This window comes from Pseudomonas sp. OG7, from assembly GCF_014192825.1.
GTDB lineage: Bacteria > Pseudomonadota > Gammaproteobacteria > Pseudomonadales > Pseudomonadaceae > Aquipseudomonas > Aquipseudomonas monteilii.
The window spans coordinates 695,151-713,772 of sequence record NZ_JACHYK010000002.1 but is presented as its reverse complement, the minus strand read 5'-3'; the positions used below and the strand labels follow the sequence as shown (position 1 = coordinate 713,772).

General features: G+C 62.6%; 14 protein-coding genes. 7 read left to right on the top strand and 7 right to left on the bottom strand.

Annotated elements, in window-relative coordinates; all coding sequences use genetic code 11:
- Positions 1 to 3: 3 nt before the first annotated feature.
- The 4 genes from FHW75_RS07660 (at position 4) to FHW75_RS07645 (ending at position 4,698) form a co-directional block, all read left to right on the top strand.
- Positions 4 to 507 carry a spore coat U domain-containing protein gene (locus tag FHW75_RS07660; protein ID WP_027615734.1) on the top strand — a complete coding sequence of 168 codons (504 nt, stop codon included), beginning with the start codon at positions 4 to 6 and terminating at the stop codon, positions 505 to 507.
- Between the two features lie 40 nt (positions 508 to 547).
- A complete protein-coding gene (locus FHW75_RS07655; RefSeq protein ID WP_025754391.1) occupies positions 548 to 1,324 on the top strand; it encodes a molecular chaperone in 777 nt (258 codons plus the stop codon).
- 108 nt (positions 1,325 to 1,432) lie between these two features.
- On the top strand, positions 1,433 to 3,730 hold the full coding sequence (locus FHW75_RS07650; protein WP_027615733.1) for a fimbria/pilus outer membrane usher protein: 2,298 nt from the start codon (positions 1,433 to 1,435) through the stop codon (positions 3,728 to 3,730).
- Positions 3,727 to 4,698 (top strand): spore coat U domain-containing protein, encoded by a 972-nt coding sequence (locus FHW75_RS07645; protein WP_019098007.1) that lies wholly within the window; start codon positions 3,727 to 3,729, stop codon positions 4,696 to 4,698. Before FHW75_RS07650 ends, FHW75_RS07645 begins: the two co-directional genes overlap by 4 nt.
- Positions 4,699 to 4,822: 124 nt before the next feature.
- On the opposite strand, the gene FHW75_RS07640 is transcribed toward FHW75_RS07645, so the two are convergent.
- The 5 genes from FHW75_RS07640 to FHW75_RS07620 form a co-directional block, all read right to left on the bottom strand.
- Positions 4,823 to 5,971: a M14-type cytosolic carboxypeptidase gene (locus FHW75_RS07640; protein WP_027615732.1), complete on the bottom strand. Its 1,149-nt coding sequence runs from the start codon at positions 5,969 to 5,971 to the stop codon at positions 4,823 to 4,825.
- Positions 5,972 to 6,056: 85 nt separating this feature from the next.
- Complete coding sequence (locus tag FHW75_RS07635) at positions 6,057 to 6,830, bottom strand: helix-turn-helix domain-containing protein (RefSeq protein ID WP_019099694.1); 774 nt, start codon at positions 6,828 to 6,830, stop codon at positions 6,057 to 6,059.
- Between the two features lie 36 nt (positions 6,831 to 6,866).
- Complete coding sequence (locus FHW75_RS07630) at positions 6,867 to 8,099, bottom strand: MFS transporter (protein WP_019099693.1); 1,233 nt, start codon at positions 8,097 to 8,099, stop codon at positions 6,867 to 6,869.
- A gap of 129 nt (positions 8,100 to 8,228) precedes the next feature.
- On the bottom strand, positions 8,229 to 8,459 hold the full coding sequence (locus FHW75_RS07625) for a hypothetical protein (RefSeq protein WP_019099692.1): 231 nt from the start codon (positions 8,457 to 8,459) through the stop codon (positions 8,229 to 8,231).
- Complete coding sequence (locus FHW75_RS07620; RefSeq protein ID WP_025754388.1) at positions 8,452 to 9,234, bottom strand: VacJ family lipoprotein; 783 nt, start codon at positions 9,232 to 9,234, stop codon at positions 8,452 to 8,454. The genes FHW75_RS07625 and FHW75_RS07620 overlap by 8 nt, the downstream gene beginning before the upstream one ends.
- A 167-nt stretch (positions 9,235 to 9,401) precedes the next feature.
- On the opposite strand from FHW75_RS07620, the gene FHW75_RS07615 reads away from it, so the two are divergent.
- Positions 9,402 to 10,118 carry a response regulator gene (locus FHW75_RS07615; RefSeq protein ID WP_016714713.1) on the top strand — a complete coding sequence of 239 codons (717 nt, stop codon included), beginning with the start codon at positions 9,402 to 9,404 and terminating at the stop codon, positions 10,116 to 10,118.
- Entirely contained in the window at positions 10,115 to 11,470 is a 1,356-nt protein-coding gene (locus FHW75_RS07610) for an ATP-binding protein (protein WP_183673441.1), read from the top strand. Before FHW75_RS07615 ends, FHW75_RS07610 begins: the two co-directional genes overlap by 4 nt.
- Here the strand turns inward: FHW75_RS07610 and FHW75_RS07605 are convergent, their stop codons facing one another.
- Together FHW75_RS07605 and dkgB are read right to left on the bottom strand one after the other, a co-directional pair.
- Positions 11,471 to 11,935, bottom strand: coding sequence for a nuclear transport factor 2 family protein (locus FHW75_RS07605; RefSeq protein WP_019099690.1), 465 nt, complete (start codon positions 11,933 to 11,935; stop codon positions 11,471 to 11,473).
- A 163-nt stretch (positions 11,936 to 12,098) separates the two neighbouring features.
- A complete protein-coding gene (dkgB, locus tag FHW75_RS07600) occupies positions 12,099 to 12,902 on the bottom strand; it encodes a 2,5-didehydrogluconate reductase DkgB (RefSeq protein WP_183673439.1) in 804 nt (267 codons plus the stop codon).
- Positions 12,903 to 13,043: 141 nt separating this feature from the next.
- Between dkgB and FHW75_RS07595 the strand changes: the two genes are divergently transcribed.
- Positions 13,044 to 18,587: a dermonecrotic toxin domain-containing protein gene (locus FHW75_RS07595; protein WP_260308759.1), complete on the top strand. Its 5,544-nt coding sequence runs from the start codon at positions 13,044 to 13,046 to the stop codon at positions 18,585 to 18,587.
- Positions 18,588 to 18,622 lie beyond the last annotated feature (35 nt).

Here is an 18,622-nt window from a genome sequence, read left to right as displayed (position 1 = left end):
ACCATGCGCCGCTGGTTGACGTGGGGCCTTACGGGCACCGGTTTGCTCCTGGCTACACCGTTGAGCGCGGTGACTACCAGCACCTTCACCGTGACGGCACAGATTGTTGCCGGTTGCCTGGTGGTGGGGGGCGTCACCAGTTATGGAACGCTGGACTATGGTACGCAGTCTGCGTTGTCCACCAGCACCCTGAGCACCTCGCTGGGTGGCACCACGGTCACGTTCCAGTGCACCCCCGGCGTTGCCATGAACATGAGCGTGGATGGTGGGCAGAACAGTGCGAGTGGCACGCGCAACCTCAAGCGCACGAGCGGCCCGCAGCTGCTGGCCTACCAGCTTTACCGGGACGCGGCCTACAGCCAGACGTTGGGCATCGGCACGAGTGTGGCCGTGAGCTATTCCGACCCGACAGCGATCAAACTGCCGGTTTACGGGCGGGTTCAGCTGAGCGGCACGCTGCCAGCGGGGACCTACACCGATGTGGTGCAAGTGACGGTGACCTGGTGAGTGCCAGCGCCACCAACGACACGTGTCTAAGGAGAGTTGCATGCGGCAAGGCGCGAAGTGGGCGCATGGATTGATCGGGTTATCGTGGCTGGCGAGCCTGCCAGCCGGAGCGGCGACTTCGGTGCTGATCTGGCCGATCGACCCGGTGTTGGAGGCTGATCAGAAGGCCGGTGCCCTGTGGCTTGAAAACCGCGGCACGGCGCCGGCCAACCTGCAGGTACGGGTATTCGCCTGGCGCCAGGGCGATTATCAGGAACAGTTCCAGGCGCAGCGTGAAATCATCGGCAGCCCGCCGGTGGCCAACATCGCCCCTGGGCAAAAGCAGCTCATCCGCCTTACCCGCACCGGCCCGTCACCGGCCGGTCAGGAGCAGGCCTACCGCATCATCATCGACGAAATCCCGCCCGCCATTGCTGTGGACAAGGCCGAGCCAGGCGCCACTGCGGCAATTCGCCTGCAGATGCGCTATTCGGTGCCTCTGTTCGTCTACGGCGAAGGCCTGTGGGGCAAGGCCGACACCGAGGGCAGGCGCAATGCCGAGGGCGTTGGCAAGCCGCAACTCACCTGGCGCCCGGTGACCGTGCAGGGCAAGCCCTACGTTGAGCTGCGCAACACAGGCCCGGTGCATGCGCGCCTGACCGATGTGGTGGTGCAGCAAGGCAGCCAGAGCAAACCGTTGGCCGAGGGCTTGCTGGGCTATGTGCTGCCGGGTGCCAGCATGCGTTGGCCGGCACCCGTGGCGCCCGGCAGCACCAGCGTGCTCAAGGGCCGGGTCAACGGCCAAGGCTCGGCGGACGCCATCCGCCAAGGCCAATGAGCCAGCAACCGAATGCAGTGCAGGGGCCAGGGAGGACCCGGCAATGGTTGGAAACCGTGTGTGAAATGGCTGACGGCGACGACGCGCCGCTGGTGCCTGGGGCTGGCCATGGCTGGCCCCTGCCTGGCGCTGGCCGACGACCTGCCCCCGCCGCCTACGGAGATGTCCGCCACCGCCGATGCCACGCTGTACCTCGACCTGCTGGTAAACCAGATGCCCAGGGCTGAACTGGTGCCGGTGCAGCAGCGGGCCGGGCAGTTGTACCTGGACAGCGAGGTGTTGCGCGCGGCCGGTATTTCGCTGCCGGGCAACCCCCAGGGCGAAGTGGCACTGGAAGGCATCGCAGGGTTGCACACCGACTACGACAGCCAGAACCAGCGCTTGCTGCTGCAGGTGCCGCCGGCCTGGCTGCCCGATCAACAGGTCGGCGACCACAACCTGTACCCGGCCAGTGATGCCCGCAGCAGCTTCGGCGCCTTGTTCAACTACGACCTGTACCTGAACGACACCGATGATGGCGGTACCTACCTGGCCGCCTGGAACGAGCTGCGCCTGTTCGACAGTTGGGGCACGTTTTCCAGCACCGGGCAGTGGCGCCAGTCGTTCAATGGCGCACAGGCGGATGCAACACGCCAGGGGTTCATGCGTTACGACACCACTTGGCGCCTTACCGACGAGCAGCGCCTGCTCACGTATGAAATGGGTGATTTTGTTACCGGTGCCTTGCCCTGGAGCAGTTCGGTACGGGTAGGGGGGCTTCAGTTGTCGCGTGATTTCGGTGCACGCCCCGACCTGGTGACGTACCCGTTACCGGCATTCGCGGGTGAAGCGGCGGTTCCGACGTCGCTGGACCTGTTCATCAATGGCTACAAGTCCAGCACCACCGAGTTGCAACCGGGTCCATACACCTTGACCAATGTCCCCTTCATCAATGGCGCGGGGGAAGCGGTGGTGGTCACTACTGATTCTTTGGGACGGCAGGTGTCGACCACTTTGCCGTTTTACGTCACCAGTAGCCTGCTGCAAAAAGGGCTGTCGGACTATTCGATGGCGGCAGGTAGCTTGCGACGTGATTACGCCGTGCGCGATTTTGCTTATGGCCCAGGCGTGGCTTCGGGCAGCCTGCGCTACGGGCTCAGCGACACCTTCACTTTGGAAACCCATGCCGAAACCTCCGAATCGCTGATGCTGGGCGGCCTGGGCGGCAACATGCGGCTGGGCAACTACGGGGTGCTCAACGCTGCCTTGGCGCAAAGCCGCTTCGACGGCGAGAAGGGCCACCAGGTCGCCTTGGGTTACCAGTACAACAGCCAGCGCATCGGCTTCAGCTACCAGCGCCTGCAACGCCATGGCGATTATGCCGACCTGACGCGGGTCGATTCCCCGGACATGCAACTGAGCAAAAGCAGCGAGCAGGTCACCCTGAGCCTCAACCTGAACGAGTACGGCAGCATAGGTGCCGGCTATTTCGATGTGCGCGCCGGTGACGGCACGCGAACCCGTCTGATCAACCTGAGTTACAGCAAACCGTTGTGGGGCAGCAGCAGCGTGTACCTGTCGGCTAACCGCGAAGTGGGTGATAGCCAGTGGGCGGTGCAGGCGCAGCTGGTGATCCCGTTCGACCTGCACGGCACCCTGGCGTTGAGTATGGAGCAGAGCAAGGAAGGCGAGCGCCTGCAACGGGTCAACTACAGCCATGCGGTACCGGCCGGCGTCGGCGTTGGCTATAACCTCGGTTACGCCGCAGGCAGTGACCGCGATGCCTACCGCCAGGCTGACGTTACCTGGCGGCTGCAATCGGTGCAGTTGCAGGCCGGGGTGTATGGCAGCAGCGGCGAGATGACCCGCTGGGCCGACGCCAGTGGCTCGCTGGTGTGGATGGATGCGGGCGTTTTCGCCGCCAACCGCATTGACGATGCGTTTGTGGTAGTGAGTACTACAGGTTATGCCGATGTACCGGTACGCTACGAGAACCAGGAAATCGGCCGTACCGATTCCAAAGGTCATTTGCTTGTGCCATACAGCAGCGGGTACTACCGCGGCAAGTACGAAATCGACCCCATGGACCTGCCACCGGACGTGCTTGCTGCTGAGGTTGAACAGCGCGTGGCGGTGCGCCGGGGCAGCGGTTATTTGCTGGAGTTCCCGCTCAAGCGTGTGATGGCGGCCAGCGTCGAGCTGGTGGACGGCAACCAGCAGGTGCTCAAGCTGGGCAGCCGGGTCACCCACGAGCAAAGTGGCAGCCAGGCCGTGGTGGGTTGGGACGGATTGGTATACCTGGAGAACCTGTCGGAGCACAACCGCCTGCAGGTGCAGATCGAAGGGGGCGGGCAGTGCCAGGTGGCCTTCGACCTGCCCGAAGCACAAGGCTCGATACCCTTGATTGGCCCGTTGGTGTGCCGATGAGTGGCTGGCTGCGTGTCCTGTGGGCGAGCGTGCTGCTGTTGCCAGCGGGTACCTCCTGGGCCCTTTGCTCGTCGGTAGCAACGTTGCCAGCAGCGTTTGGCAGTCTGAATTCAACGCAGGTTCGCACCACGGTGCAGACTGCGTCGACCCTGAACTCCGGTTTGCAGTGCACAGGTTCATTACTGACCTTGCTCAGCAGCAGTGATCATTTCTACGCGACGATAACGCCTGCCTCGGGCGGGTTGGTCGGCCCTACAGGCGATGTCATTCCTTATACCCTGTACGCGAACAACACGACCAGTTACCCGATCACCCGGGGGGTGGCCTACGACTTTGCCCGCAACGGTATTATCGACCTGTTGGGGTTGCTCGGGGGCACTACACCCAAGGCAGTGCCGATCTACATGCGCACGCAGATCGGTAGCAACGTTGCAGCAGGGTTGTATCAGGAAAACCTGACCGTGGCCTGGAGCTGGGATTACTGTTCGGGGATTGGCGCGCTTGGAATATGCCTGGGGCGTGACGTTGGTTCGGGCACCAAGACCTTGAACGTGAGCCTGACCGTGACCAACGATTGCCAGATTACCACCCCCGACATCAGCTTCAGCAGCGCGCCGGTGGTCGCAGGGTTCGGTACGGTGAGCCAGAGCCTTAACGTGTCGTGCACCAAGGGCAGCAACTACACCGTGGGGCTGGACGACGGGCAGAACGTCTCCGGTGGCCGGCGGCGAATGAAGTCATCGGCCAACAACTACCTGGCCTACGACATTTTCAAGAGTGCCGGGACGGTGCGCTGGGGCTCATCGGGGGCGGCACGACGTGCCAGTACCGATGCAGACGTCAACCCCGGGGCGGGTACCGGTATCGGCAGCCAGGTGTTCAACTATAACGCCAAGGTCTACACGGACCAGGCTACGCCGCCAGCGGCGACCTATTCCGACAGTGTGATACTGGATGTGCAGTTCTGAGCCCAGACCTCTGTCGGGCTTACCGGCCTCATCGCCGGCGAGCCAGCTCCCACGGTACTGCACATGGCTCAGGTATAGCGCGGTCGAGGTGGGAGCCGGCTTGCCGGAGATGAGGCCATGATGGTCAACGCAAATCGTCAACCATTTTCGCCAATGTCTCCAGGACCGCCCCGGCCAGTGCCTTCGACCGCGCCCCCGACCACCCGGTAACCGCATCGGGCGCGTCGTCATGGTCCTTGAACGGCATCTCCAGGGTCAGTGACAGGCAGTCATGCGCCATGCCCACCGCGTTGCAGGCCAGCGTGGTATTGGCCTGCCCCGGCTCGTCACGGGTGTAGCCATGCACGGTCTGGAAGTCCCGGGTCAGGGTGCACAAGGTGCTGCGGAACTGCTCCTCGAGCGTTGCCAGGCGTGGCGTGTAGCCCGGGTTGCCCTCACAGGCGGCGGTGAATACGTGGGGGATCTCTTCATCGCCGTGTACATCGACAAAGGCGTCCACCCCGTACTGCTTCATCTGCGCTTGGGCAAAGAACACCTCCGGGGTCAGCTCGACGCTGGCGTCCTGCCAGGCGCGGTTGAGGTCCTTGCCCTTGAAGTTGGTACGCAGGTGGCCGAGGAAGGCGCCGTCCGGGTTCATGTTGGGGATCAGGTAGAGGTCGGCCTTGGCCAGCAACTGCTGGATTACCGTATCGTTGGCCTGCAGGCGATCGATTACCCCTTCCATGAACCATTCGGCCATATGCTCGCCCGGGTGCTGTTGGGCAATCAGCCACAGCTTGCGCTTGCCAGTGGCGCCATCACCGGCGCGCAGCAGCGGGATGTCGCGGCCCTGTACGCTTCTGCCGCTGGCCAGCAACTCGATCCCTGGCAACTGGCGAGCACGTTCGATCAGCTGGTTGTGACGGGCGCGCGGGTAGGGCTCGAAGTAGGCGAACCAGATCTGCTGGTGCTCTGCTTTCACTTCGAACGACAGCGCCGTGCCGTCGAACTGACTGGGTACGCGGAACCAGGTGTTCTGGTCGTAGCTGGCCACTGCGTTGTAGCCGCTCCAGGCATTTTTGTACGAGGAGCCCGATGCGTTGTCGAGGCTGAAGCGATGGACCTGGCCCGGGGTCAGCCCACTGACCTTGAAGTGGAACCACTGGTAGTGGCCGCTGTGGGTGTCGGGGCGGATGGCCAGGTGCACCTGGGCCGGGTTGCTGGCGTCCAGCACCTGAATGTTGCCGGAATCGAAAGCGCAGTCGATCTGCACGGGGGACAGCGTCACGGTCATGGGCCGGGCTCCTTATCGGGCGTTGTTGTAGGGGTACTGTACACGGCTTGGCCCGGTCGACGCCAAAATCGCACCGGCCTGAAGGTTATTTGAAGAACTGGCTCGGTGTGGTGCCGAACTGGCGCTTGAACATGCTGGCGAAGGCACTGGGGCTGTCATACCCCAGCGCCCCCGCCACATCGATGATCCGCTCGCCCTGTGCGATCCGCTCAAGTGCCTGCATCAGCCGCGCCTGCTGGCGCCACTGGCCAAAAGTCATGCCGGTTTCCTTGCGGAACAGGCGCTGGATGGTCTTTTCATCTACGCCCAGTTGCAAGGCCCAGTCAGCCACGGTGGCGTTGTCATCAGGCCTTTCGTGCAAGGCCGAGCAGATGGCCTTCAAGCGGCTGTCGCTGGGTTGCGACAGCTTCAGCGGCAAGGTTGGCAGTACGCAGATTTCGTCGAGGATCAAGCGCATTACCCGGGCCTCACGCGAGTCCTCGGCAAAGGGGGCGGTAAAGCTCACCGAGGCTTTGATCAGTTCGCTGAGCAGCGGCGAGATGCTGATGGCCTTGCTCTGCAGGGGCAGGCCCGCGGCTGCGTCGGTGCGCACGAACACACTGCGCATCTTCACGTCGCCAACACAGCGGATGGCGTGCACCTGGCCGCAGGGCATCCACACACCGCGGCTGGGCGGCACGGTCCAGCATTCGTTACCGGACTCGACGATCATCAAGCCTTTGATGGCGTAGATCAGTTGATGCTTGGCATGCCGGTGGGGTTCGATGAACCAGTCCGTAGGGTAGTCGGTCGCGCGGCTCCCCACTTCCCAGGTCCATTCATCGACCTCCACCAGCAATTCGCGCTGCGGCTTTACCATCGTGACCTCGTGTAGATGCAGCCAGGCAGCGCCACTTTAGCAGCAACGGTTCGGCCGGGCCTGCGAGCGGGTGGCCGGCAGCAGCGCGGTGGCCAGCCCGAGCAGCGGCAGGAACGCGATGGCCTGGTACACCCACTCGATGCCATGCCGGTCGGCGAGTTCGCCCAGGCCGGCGGCGCCGATGCCGCTGATGCCGAACATCAGCCCGAACATCACCCCGGAGACCATGCCGACCCGCCCTGGCACCGCCTCTTGGGCATACACCACCAGGGCCGCGAAGGCCGAGGACATCACCAGGCCGATGGCCACGGCCAGTACGGCTGTCCAGGCCAGGTTGGCATGGGGCAGGGCCAGGGCGAAGGGGGCAACGCCAAGGAACGAGACCCAGATCACCGCCTTGCGCCCGATGCGGTCACCCACCGGGCCGCCGGCAAAGGTCCCCAGCGCCACGGCTGCGAGGAACACGAACAGGTACAGCTGGCTGTGTTGCACGCTCAGGCCGAAATGCTCGATCAGGTAGAAGGTGAAGTAGTTGGTGAACGAGGCGATGTAAACGAACTTGGCGAACATCAGCACGGCTACCACGGCCACTGCGCGCCACATGGCACCCCGCGACAACCCGGGCGCCTGCTGACCGGCGAATGTCTTGAGCCGGGCCTGGCCGTGGCGCACGCTCCAGCCTGTTACCCGCAACAGCACCCATACTGCCAGTGCAGCCGCCAGCATGAACCAGGCAATGGCCGGCTGGCCGTGCGGAATGACGATCGCGGCGGTGAGCAGCGGGCCGAGGGCCGAGCCGGTATTGCCGCCAACCTGGAAGGTGGATTGCGCGGTGCCGAAGCGCCCGCCGGAGGCCATCCTGGCCACCCGCGAGGCTTCGGGGTGGAAGGTCGCCGAACCCACGCCAACCACTGCGGCGGCCAACAACAGCATTTCATAGCTGCCGGCAAAGGCGAGCAGGGCGATGCCCACCAGCGTCACCAGCATGCCGGCGGGCAGCAGGAAAGGTTGTGGATATTTGTCGGTGAACAGGCCGACCCAGGGCTGCAGCAGGGAGGCGGTCACTTGGTAGACCAGGGCGATCCAGCCGATCTGGGCAAAGCTCAGCGCAAAATCGCTTTTCAGCATGGGGTAGATCGATGGCAGCACCGCCTGGATCAGGTCGTTGAGCAGGTGGGCGAATGCAGCAGCACCGACGATGCGGACCACAAAGCCCTGAGGCTGGTCGGCAGGCGTGGTCGAGGCTACGGAGGCAGCGGAGGTTGTCATGGGCAAGGTTCTTCTGTGGCAAGGGAGCAAGGCATTGCCGCAGCAGGGTAGCCAGTGCCCGGGTTGCCTGTCTCACGCCGAACAGGCAGCCACTGCCGCGTTTCGGGCATCCGTGCCCGCAAAGCCCTTTTAGCGTTCGTGCCTGGCCATCCAGCGCAGCAATGCCGCAATCGGTATGCTGCGGTGAGCCTCGTGTCGGTAGGGCTTACCTTCGGCGCTGAAGCGCTCTCGATACCGGCTAATGACCAGGCTACGGCCATCAGCCGATAGCCGCGCCTCCAGTTCATGCAGCAACAGGGGTTGCCGGGCGGCACCTTCCAGGCGCCTGAACAGCAGCATGGCCGCCTGGGCATCATTCATGGCCGGTTGCCTCCGGGCAATGGGCTTGCCACGTTCCAGGTCTGCCTGCCTTGCCTTCTGCCACCCGGTTGCTGCGCTGCTGGGCGGTGTAGTCGCGCATTGCCAGGTAGTAATCGGGCCAGGTGTGCAGCAGATCGGTCAACGGCAGGGTGGCGGCGCGCCCATCCACGATGTGCCCGGCAGTGGCCACGGTCGTGAGGGTGGCAACCGTGTCGCTGTTATCGCCGAGCGGGTCCACGGCCATGCTCAATACCTTGCCGGTAGCGTCGCGCACGTTGTGCGTACCCAGTAATGGCAGCTCGACGATGGGGCCATTGGCGATGCCCCAGACGCCGAAAGTCTGGCCAAAGTCTGAGCGGTGTTGGCTCAGCCCCATCTTCCCGGACACATCGACCAGGCCCGCCACACCCAGGGTGGTGTTGAAGATGAAGCGTGAAAGGCTGGTCATGGCCCGTTCGCCGTTGCCCTGCAGCAGGTCGTTGACGAACACCTTGGGCTCGCCGAAGTTGTTGGCAAAGTTGTGCACGCCCTGCCGGGCAAAACCAGGCAGCGCGGTGTAGCTGCGGGCGATGGGGGTCAGCAGGTAGTCATCGACCGTGCGGTTGAAGGCAAATACTGCGCGGTTGGCGGGTTCCGCCGGATCGCTGACTTGATAGGCCACAGGGCCGCAGGACGAGGCGGCAGGTGCGCGCTGGCTGCAGCCTCCGGCTGCAAGCAGCGACAGTGCCAGCGCAGCAGAGCGCGCCGAACGGGAAACGGATGATGAGCGGGACATAGGCACATTCCTGGCAAGAACTGGCGGCGATGCTGCCCGGCTTTTTTTGCCTGGTAATGTCTGGATTGTCTCGGCCCGGACACTTTGTTACCGGGTTGAAATATATGACGGCCGCAGGGTGATGGCCTTAAAGTACCGCTTGGTTACCTTGTTCGTGGTGCTTTTTCGTGAGCCATTTGCTGATCGTCGACGATGATGTCGAGGTGCTCGACCTGTTACAGAAGTTTCTTCGCCAGCATGGCTACGAGGTAGACGTCGCCTGCGATGGCAAGGCGCTCTGGCAGGCGATCGAGCGGCGCGTGCCAGACCTGGTCATCCTCGACGTGATGCTGCCCGGTGACAGTGGCCTGGTGCTGTGCCAGCGCCTGTTGGCCGAACACAAGGTGGCAGTGATCATGCTGACCGCCATGGGCGAGCTGAGCGACCGTGTGGTGGGCCTGGAGCTGGGGGCAGACGACTACCTGACCAAGCCGTTCGCTGCCCGTGAACTGCTGGCGCGGGTCAGGGCCGTGTTGCGCAGGGCCGGTGAGGGGGCTGCTGGCGCTGTTGTCGCTACGAGCCACCCCTCGGTGCTTGAGTTCGCCGGCTGGCAGCTGGACGTGGTGCGGCGCGAGTTGCGCTCGCCGGATAACGTCATGATCCCGTTGTCCAATGGTGAATTCGAGCTGTTGCTGGTGTTTGCCGAGCATCCACGTCGGGTGCTTAGCCGCCAGCAGTTGCTGGACCTGGCCCGTGGTGAAGCCTACGATGCCTACGACCGCAGCGTTGATGTACAGGTGAGCAGGTTGCGCCGCAAGCTTGAAGCCGACAATGGCAGTGAGCCGTTGATTCGCACCCTGCGTAATGCCGGCTACCTGTTCACGCCCACGGTCGCCAGGCGATGAAGCTGTTCACCCGGCTGCGACAGGCCCTGCCGCAGCCAAGAATCACCATTGCCCGCTGGATTGCGCTGACCACTTTGACGGCGATGCTGTTCCTGTTGCTGCTCAAGGGGCTGTTCAGCCTGCTGTTGAGTGTGTGGGCGCAACCACCGCTGCTGGAAAGCGGGGTGATCGAGAAAGTGGCAGCGGTGACCCGCATCCTCGATGCGGCGCCTGTGTTGCAACGCAGCAACATTGCGGGCGCGGCGGGTGACGGCACCTATTCGGTACGCTGGTTGCAGCGCCATGACGAAGCCGGTGTGCCCATGCTGGTCGATGCCGAGTACCGCCAGGGCACGCCTATCCTGCGTGCCTTGCTCAAGCGCCCGGATGCCAGGGTCGAGGCATTCGAGCCTTCCGACATGCCGGAATACGCCCCTGAACGCGGCTATGCCCTGATGATCGAGCTGAGCGACAAGTCCTGGGTGCTGTTTCGCGCTACCAGCCGTAGCTGGGGCCTGGATGAACTGCCGCGTAACCTGATCATCCTCGCCTTGATGCTGGCTTCCAGCCTTGTTGTGGCGTTGTTGGCCACACGCTACCTGGCCAAGCCCCTGGAGCGCTTTGCCGAAGGTGCGCGGCGCTTTGGCAAGGACTTCAACGCGCCCCACATCCCGGTGGTCGGCCCGCACGACCTGCGCCAGGCCATCCTGGCCTTCAATGCCACCCAGGCTCAGCTCAAGCATTACCTGAACGACCGCACGCAGATGCTCGCGGCCATCTCCCACGACCTGCGCGCACCACTGACGCGCATGCGCTTGCGCGCTGAGTTCATCGACGATGCCCAGTTGCAGGCCAAGTTGTTTCAGGACGTTGACGAGATGCAGGCGATGGTCGATGCCGCGCTGGCGTTTTTCCGTGATGACGCGCGGCTTGAACCCACCACCGTGTTCGACCTGGGCGAGCTGCTGCTGACCGTGGTGGACGACTTCAAGGATGCGGGCGTGGAGGTTGGCCTCAGCGGGCCGCGCCGCTGTGTTTACACCGGGCGGCCCGTGGGCATCAAGCGGGTGTTGGTCAACCTGATCGACAATGCCGCGAAGTACGGTTGCGAACCAACGGTGGTGTTGGTGGTAACTGCCAGGCAGATAGAAATTACCGTGCAGGATCGCGGGCCGGGTATCGCGCCGGAACTGCAGGAGCAAGTATTCGTGCCGTTTTACCGTATTGAAGGCTCACGTAACCGCGACACTGGCGGTGTGGGGCTGGGCCTGCCCGCCGCACGGGCCATCGTGCTGGAACAAGGTGGCAGCCTGACATTGAGCAACCGCCTCGACGGCGGTTTGCAAGCCAAAGTCACACTGCCAGTGGGTTGATCAAAGCCCCAGTTCGCTGAGCCCGGGGTGATCGTCCGGGCGCCGGCCCAGCGGCCAGTGGAACTTGCGCTCGGCCTCGCTGATTGGGTGTTCGTTGATGCTCGAATGACGGTTCTGCATCAGTCCGTCGTCGGCAAACTCCCAGTTCTCGTTGCCGTAGGCGCGGAACCACTGGCCGCTGTCGTCGTGGTATTCGTAGGCGTAGCGCACGGCAATGCGGTTGCCGGTGAAGGCCCACAGTTCCTTGATCAGGCGGTATTCCAGTTCGTGGTGCCATTTACGGGTCAGAAACGCTTCGACCTCGGCACGGCCACGGGGGAACTCGACGCGGTTGCGCCAGACCGTGTCCGGGGTGTAGGCGAGCGCAACCTTGGCAGGGTCACGGCCGTTCCAGCCATCTTCGGCCAGCCGGACTTTTTCGATGGCACTTTCGCGGGTGAAGGGAGGAAGGGGTGGGCGGGACATCGGTGTACTCCTCGGGTCGTTTGGCTTGTAGCAGGTTAGCTGCCGCTGCCTGGACAGAGAATGGATGTGCCGGGCACTTCATAATTGCGGTGCGTGGAATAGTGCTGAGGTGTCTTGCCCAGGTGCGGCCCTTGTGTCACCCCTGCACAAGGGCGTACCCCTGTCAGTCCCAGGCCGGTGCCAGGCCGTGCGGGCTGACTTCGCGGCCATTGCGTTCGAGCGTGGCGATGCGTGCCATGTCGTCTGCGTCCAGCTTCAGGTCACGGGCAAGCAGGTTGCTGGCCAGGTTTTCACGCTTGGTCGACGACGGGATGACCGCATAGCCCAACTGCAAGGCCCAGGCCAGGGCAACCTGGGCGACAGTAGCCTTGTGCTTCGCGGCAATCTCGGCGAGTACCGGGTCCTTCAGCACCTTGCCGTAGGCCAGGGTCATATAGGAGGTGACGGTGATGCCCTGTTCCTTCAGGAACGCGGTCAGCTTGCCGTTTTGCAGGTAAGGGCTGAGTTCGATCTGGTTGGTCGCGATTTCGCCTTTGCCGACGACGTCGATGGCCTGGCGGGTCAGCTCGATGTTGAAATTGGATACACCGATCTGGCGCGTCAGGCCCAGTTTTTTCGCTTCGGCCAGCGCGGTCATGTATTCGCGCAGTTCCACCCCGTTGCCCGGCGCTGGCCAGTGGACCAGCAGCAGGTCGACATAGTCGGTACGCAGTTTGCTCAGGCTGTCGCGCAGGCTGGGGATGAGCTTGTCGGCGGCGTAGTTGTCCACCCAGATCTTGGTGGTGACGAACAGCTCGCTGCGCGGCACGCCGCTTTCGGCGATCGCCTGGCCGACGTCAGCTTCGTTCTTGTAGATTTGCGCGGTGTCGATCACCCGGTAGCCCAGCGCCAGGGCCGACTTGACCGAGTCGATAACGGCTTGCCCGGTGAGGCGGAAGGTGCCTAGACCAAAAGATGGGATGCTCATGAAAATGCTCCTTGGCAGATCAGGGTGGACCCAGGCGGGGGCCTGCGTCAGTGAAGCCAGTGTGCAGGTTTTGCGTGTAACGATTAATGCAGTGTGGCGGCAAGATCTTTTGCTTTGAAGTCAACAGTCGCCCCGGTACTTATGTTCAGGGCGCCAAGGGATTGCCATAGATACCACCGTGGCCACGTCGGGCCTGATGCAATGCGGTTTTCTTGCCCGGAGACCGCGATGCACCCGCCACCCTTTACCGATGGCTCGACCGATGCCCTGATTGCCAGCCGTTTACCGTCCTGGCTGACCGGGGCATCGCTGAATACCTTGTACTCACTGCATGCGAGCCAGCAATGGCAGCAGCACGTTCAACACCAGTTGCATGAGTGGTTGGCAAGTATCCTGCCTCTGGATGCATTTGCCGCCCCATTGTTGCAGCAGGCGTTGTACACCCGGCATGGTTTGACGTTGGATGTTCGCAAGGCGATGCTGCGCCGACGTACATTGCAGCGTTTCCCATCACACATTGCGACCCTTCCAGATGGGGTGAAAGAGCATGTCCATCAGCAGAGCCTGCTGGCTGCTGCGCTGCATAATTTTACCGAGGGGGAAACATTTGCCAGTGCTATTTTGCAAGGCACTGTCGTGCAGGACTCGAATGGCCAGGACGCAAGTCTTTCGCCAAAGGCATTTTACACGTTGTGCCGAACCCTCGACCTGGGTGGGCAGTACCAGGCTTATCTGAATACCCGGTTGATGCCAGGCGGAGAGCCTGGGAGGCAGCTGGAGGCCCTTTTGCAGGAGGGCTATCGGGCTGCTCTGGAGGCGGCACTGCGTCTCTCACTGTACAACGGCGAAATTTCCAGGCATGGCTTTGATCAGTGCATCCCGCTGGCCTCGCAGGTAGCTGGCAAACCCTCGACAGGTACAGGTTTGCAGCCTCATGCGCTGCGTGTATTCGGCAAGCTCGCACACGGGGTGGTGGTATTCGACGTTGCAGCATCCGACAGTTCGCAGAAGGGCCTTCTGTGCTGGGTGCCTGACGATCCTCATGGTGCACTTACCTGGTACTCCACCTGGGACCAACTGTTCCTGACGATGGGCAAGCAGTTTCGCTTGCCTGGGTATGTCGATTTCTTCCAGCGTTTCATCTGCGAACGGGATCGTGAAGCGTATAGCCGTGCGCTGGGTGAGGCGTTGAAGCAAGGTGATGAAAATGTGCCGGTCCGTCTCGATGGGCGTCACGAAGTGATCGAGCAGCCATTGTTCGAGTACCTGCGCAAGCAACAGATCGATACCTTGTTGGACAATGCCAGGGTCCTGGCGGTGCCTACCGCCGATGTGGATGCACAGGTGCGTGACCGGCGCTTGCACTTCTATCTCGAAAGTGCGCTGGACCTACTGGGCCTGGCGAGCTTCGGGCTTCCCGCGTTGGCGCTGCCATTGTTGGGCATCACCGCGTTGCAGGTGGCCGGCGAGGTATACGAGGGCTATGCCGATTGGCGACTGGGTGATCGACAGGCGGCGCTGGAACACCTTTATTCGGTTGCTGAAACGGTAATCATGACGGGCGTCAATGTTGGCGCCGGGCTGGCAGCGCAGCGGCTGGCCAGGGCAGTGCAGGTCGATGAGCTGGTGCCGGTCCAGTACGATGAGCACAGTTTGAAATTATGCGACCCGGCGTTGCCCGGCTATGCGATTGACCCAGTGGGCAGCACGGGAGCACGACCTTTGGGCGGGCCGGGTGAGCGGGTGCGCACGCCGGTCGGCAGCTTTGAAACCTACCTGGAGGCGCAATCGCAACAACGGCGAATCCGTCATCCGCAGCGTACCAGTGCCTATGCGCCAATGCTTGAAAACAACGGCGCCGGCGGTTGGCGCCACGAGCTCGAAAGCCCTCATGAGTGGCAGGGGCGCGTGCATTTGCTGCAAGACCTCGCCAGCGATCTGTCGCAGCTGGATGCTGAAGCGGCCAACGATGTGCTGCTCGCCACCGGCCTGAATGAAGACCATCTGAGGCGTTTGCACCTCGATCATGCGCCGCCACCGGCACGGCTGCTCGATGCAGCTGAGCGGCATCGTATGCACACGCAAGTGCCATGGCTACGCGGCGATGGCTTCGAGGAGCATCTGCAGGCCCAACAAGGCGTCGCTACCCCAGAGCAGGCCGTGTTGCGAAGAGACTTCCCTGGGCTTTCAATCAGGGAGGCGCGTGAAATCGTCGAGCATGCCAGCGAGGACCAGGTCGAGCAATTGCTGATACACCAGCGTGTTCCCCTTGCCTTGGCCGAACAGGCGCGTTGGCAACTGCACGATGCGCGACTGGATCGTGCCTGTGCCGGGCTGCGCCAGGCCGCAGCCATCAACCGCGATACCGAGCAGCTGGCGTTGAGCCTGGTCGGCGATGAGGCGCCTTGGCGAGGCACCCGGGTTGAAGTGCGGCTTGCATCGGCGCAAGGCGAAAGAATGGCCTGTGTCGGCGCTGAAACCTCCGACGAGCTCCGTACGCTGGTGCGTACCGCCGACGGCTATGAAGTAATAGCGCGCGCCGGCGACCCTTTGTCGCCCCCTTCGTCGCCATGCAGCCTGTTCGAAGCGCTGATACAGCTGCTGGACCCTTGGCAGCGCAAGCAGTTGGGCGAGGCCGCCGACAGCCCGCAGGCGTTGGTGGATGCGTTGTCACTCTGGGCAAGCCAGCGGCGTGAACGGGTGGCCGATGTGCTTGGTATGGCGCCAATCACCCCTGGTTTCAGGCCTCCAGTCAGGCTGGGAGACGGGCGCGTGGGATACCCGTTGAGCGGACGGGGGGAGAGCAGCCTTCGTGCATTGCGCCGGGGTATGCAGCGGCTGTTTCCGGAACTGGATGATCACGCATTTGACGACCTCATCGACAGGGCGCGAAGCCTTGGGTTGACGGCCTGGAACTATCATCTGCGCCTCAGTGGGCAGCTGCGTGCACTTGACCTGGCTTTGAGCCGATGGCGACGTCAGTCATCCGGCCCTGTGCAACTGCTCAGGCGGGCCCGCATGGCACGGCGAATACGAAATGCCTGGCGGCGCAGTATTCGCGACGAGGCCGGCAACTTCGCGTTGATTCTGGAAAACTCACGGCTGGGCTCATTGCCGGATTTGCCAGATACCGTCAGTTTTGACCATGTGACCACGCTCACGCTGACAAACCTGGAGCTGGCCAACGTCGATGAGCGCTTTCTGTCCCGTTTCCCCAGCGTGACCAGGCTTGACCTGACGGGGAACCGGTTGACCGAACTGCCAACACTGGAACACACGCCTTGGCTGGAGACGTTACGACTGGCGCATAACCGGATCGTGATAACCGAGCCGGGCAATCGGCAGCTGGCTGGTTTGAACCATCTGACCACGCTGGACCTTGATTTCAACGCGCTTGAGGTTGAGCCAAGGGTGAACTTTTCGACTGCGCTTCGACGCTTGCATTTGCGTGGCAATCGGCTGCGAGCTGTCCCCTTGCAGCTGCTGCAACAGGGCGCGCTGGAGCAGATCGACTTGCGGGGCAACCGTATCGGTGTCATCGATGAAGCTCAGCTAGCCCTCTTGAACGCACATCCCGACAGGGTGCGTCTGCAGGGCAACCCGCTGCCTCCTGTCATACTGGAACGCGTGGACGAGCGAGTGTGGCTCCCCCCTTCACGGCCATTGCCCGCACAACCTGCTCCTCATGAGTCGGACCCTTGGCTGGCCGGCTTGAGCGGGCAGGAAGCGGCCCGGCGCAGGGAGGCATGGCAAGCGTTGCGTGCCGAACGGGGCAGTGAAGACTTTTTTGCCTATCTGGAAGCGGTGCGGGCGGCTGAGCAGTTCACGCGCCAACCGGCAGAGGCCCGCCGGCGTGTGGGCGAGTTGCTTGAAACCATGTGGCACAATTCGGTTGTCCGCAGTGCTGTGTTCCGTCAGGCGGCAATGCCGCGCGGGCGTGCCGACCTCGATTTACTGTTGGTGAGGCTGCAGGTCGAGCTGCGTACCGAAGGCGTGAGAGGGAGACGGGTGGAGCGCGCGTTGCGAGACCTGTCGCGGGAGCTGTTCCGGCTGGAGCAAGTCAATCGTTTTGCCGCGCAGCATATCGAGCGTCTGCGTCTGCCGCCCGGCGAAGCCCGTATAAATGACGTTTACCTCGCCTTCAGAGTGGGCCTGGCAGATGCTTTGGGTATTTATGGGCAACCCACCTACCTGAACCTCCAGCATGTAACCAGCGTCACACCTGAGCTGCTATCGGAAGCCGAAGCAGCGGTGCACGAGGCCGAAACGGCTGAAGCGCTGAGCCAGTTCCTGTCGCGGCAATCCTTCTGGCAGGACTATGTGCGTGTCGCGTACGCCGATGAATTTGCCGAAATACGCCACGAGTACGCTCCGCAGTTAGGTGCGTTGGAGCCTGAACCCGGTGAGGCGCATGCCCCCATGGATGCTGTGAATCGGATCGTCGCCCAACGTCAGGCATCGGAGAGGGCGCTGACGCTGAAACTGGCGCGTGGCAATGCCTGGGCGTGGTTCCGCTTTGAGCCCCCTCATGGGCCTGGCCTTCGAGCGTTTACCCGGCTGTCGAGGCAGTTGGAGCAAAGCCTGGATACTTGGCGAGGTCTGCCGACCGATGCGGAATATCATGCTCGCTCTGCCGTGGCGCAAACACTGCGCCAGGCTTGGTATTCGGGCTTTCGCGCTGAAGGCCCAGGCTTCAATCCCACCATCGACGGGTTGTCGGTCAGCACGTTGCCGGAGCTGCCGGTGGGCATTCGTTTTGACAGGCTGCGTACGTTGTCGCTACGCAACCAGCAGGTCACGGCCATTGCAGGTGATTTTTTGCGGCGCTTTCCCAATCTGGAGGTGTTGAACCTGTCGGGTAGCAGAATTTCACGCCTGGAAGGGCTTGAGCATTTGCCTCAACTGCGCAGCTTGAACCTGGGGGGTAACCTGCTTGATACGGTGACAGGCCTGGAAAACCTGGGGCAGTTGGTCGAGTTGGACCTCAGCGGCTGCAGGCTGGAGGTATTGCCCGCTGGCATTGAGCGTTTGACGAATCTGACGAGCCTGGACCTGGCCTTCAACCAGTTGAGTGAGCTGCCGGAACAGCTGGGTGCGCTGCCAGCGCTCGAGAACTTGCAGTTGAGCGGTAACTTGTTGACAGGCTTGCCACGCACTATAGGCAACCTGGCGCGGCTGAACATTCTCAATCTCGGTGGCAACCAATTGAGCGTAGTGCCGGAAAACCTGAATGGTCTGGCAAGGCTCACTCAGTTGTACTTGCAGGATAACACCATTGTTCTTGATGCCGTCAGCGAGTCGCGACTGGAGTGGTTTTCCAGGCTGGAGGTGCTCAACCTTGAGGGCAATCCACTCGTCAGTGCGCCACTGCTGCGCTACAACGTCCACCTGCGTTATTTGTCGTTGCGTGCTACCGGCCTGAGGGCGTTCCCGCTTCAGTTAATGCAAGGTCACCCAGACTTGAGCGTGGACTTGCGAGGCAATCGCATCACTGCCTTGGACGAGGATGCCCTGCGTTGGGTGGAGGCCAACCCCCATACCGTCAATCTCGAAGACAATCACTTGAGCGAGCAGGTCATGGCTCGTGTACGCGATGCCTTGGCGCGCTTGCAATTGCAATGGGCCAGGGAAGAAGAAGAGGGGGAGGTGACCGCAATCAGAAAACCACCCTCACGCAGAGGGTAATGAGCCAAGCCATGGCCTGGGTGGGCCATGGCTTG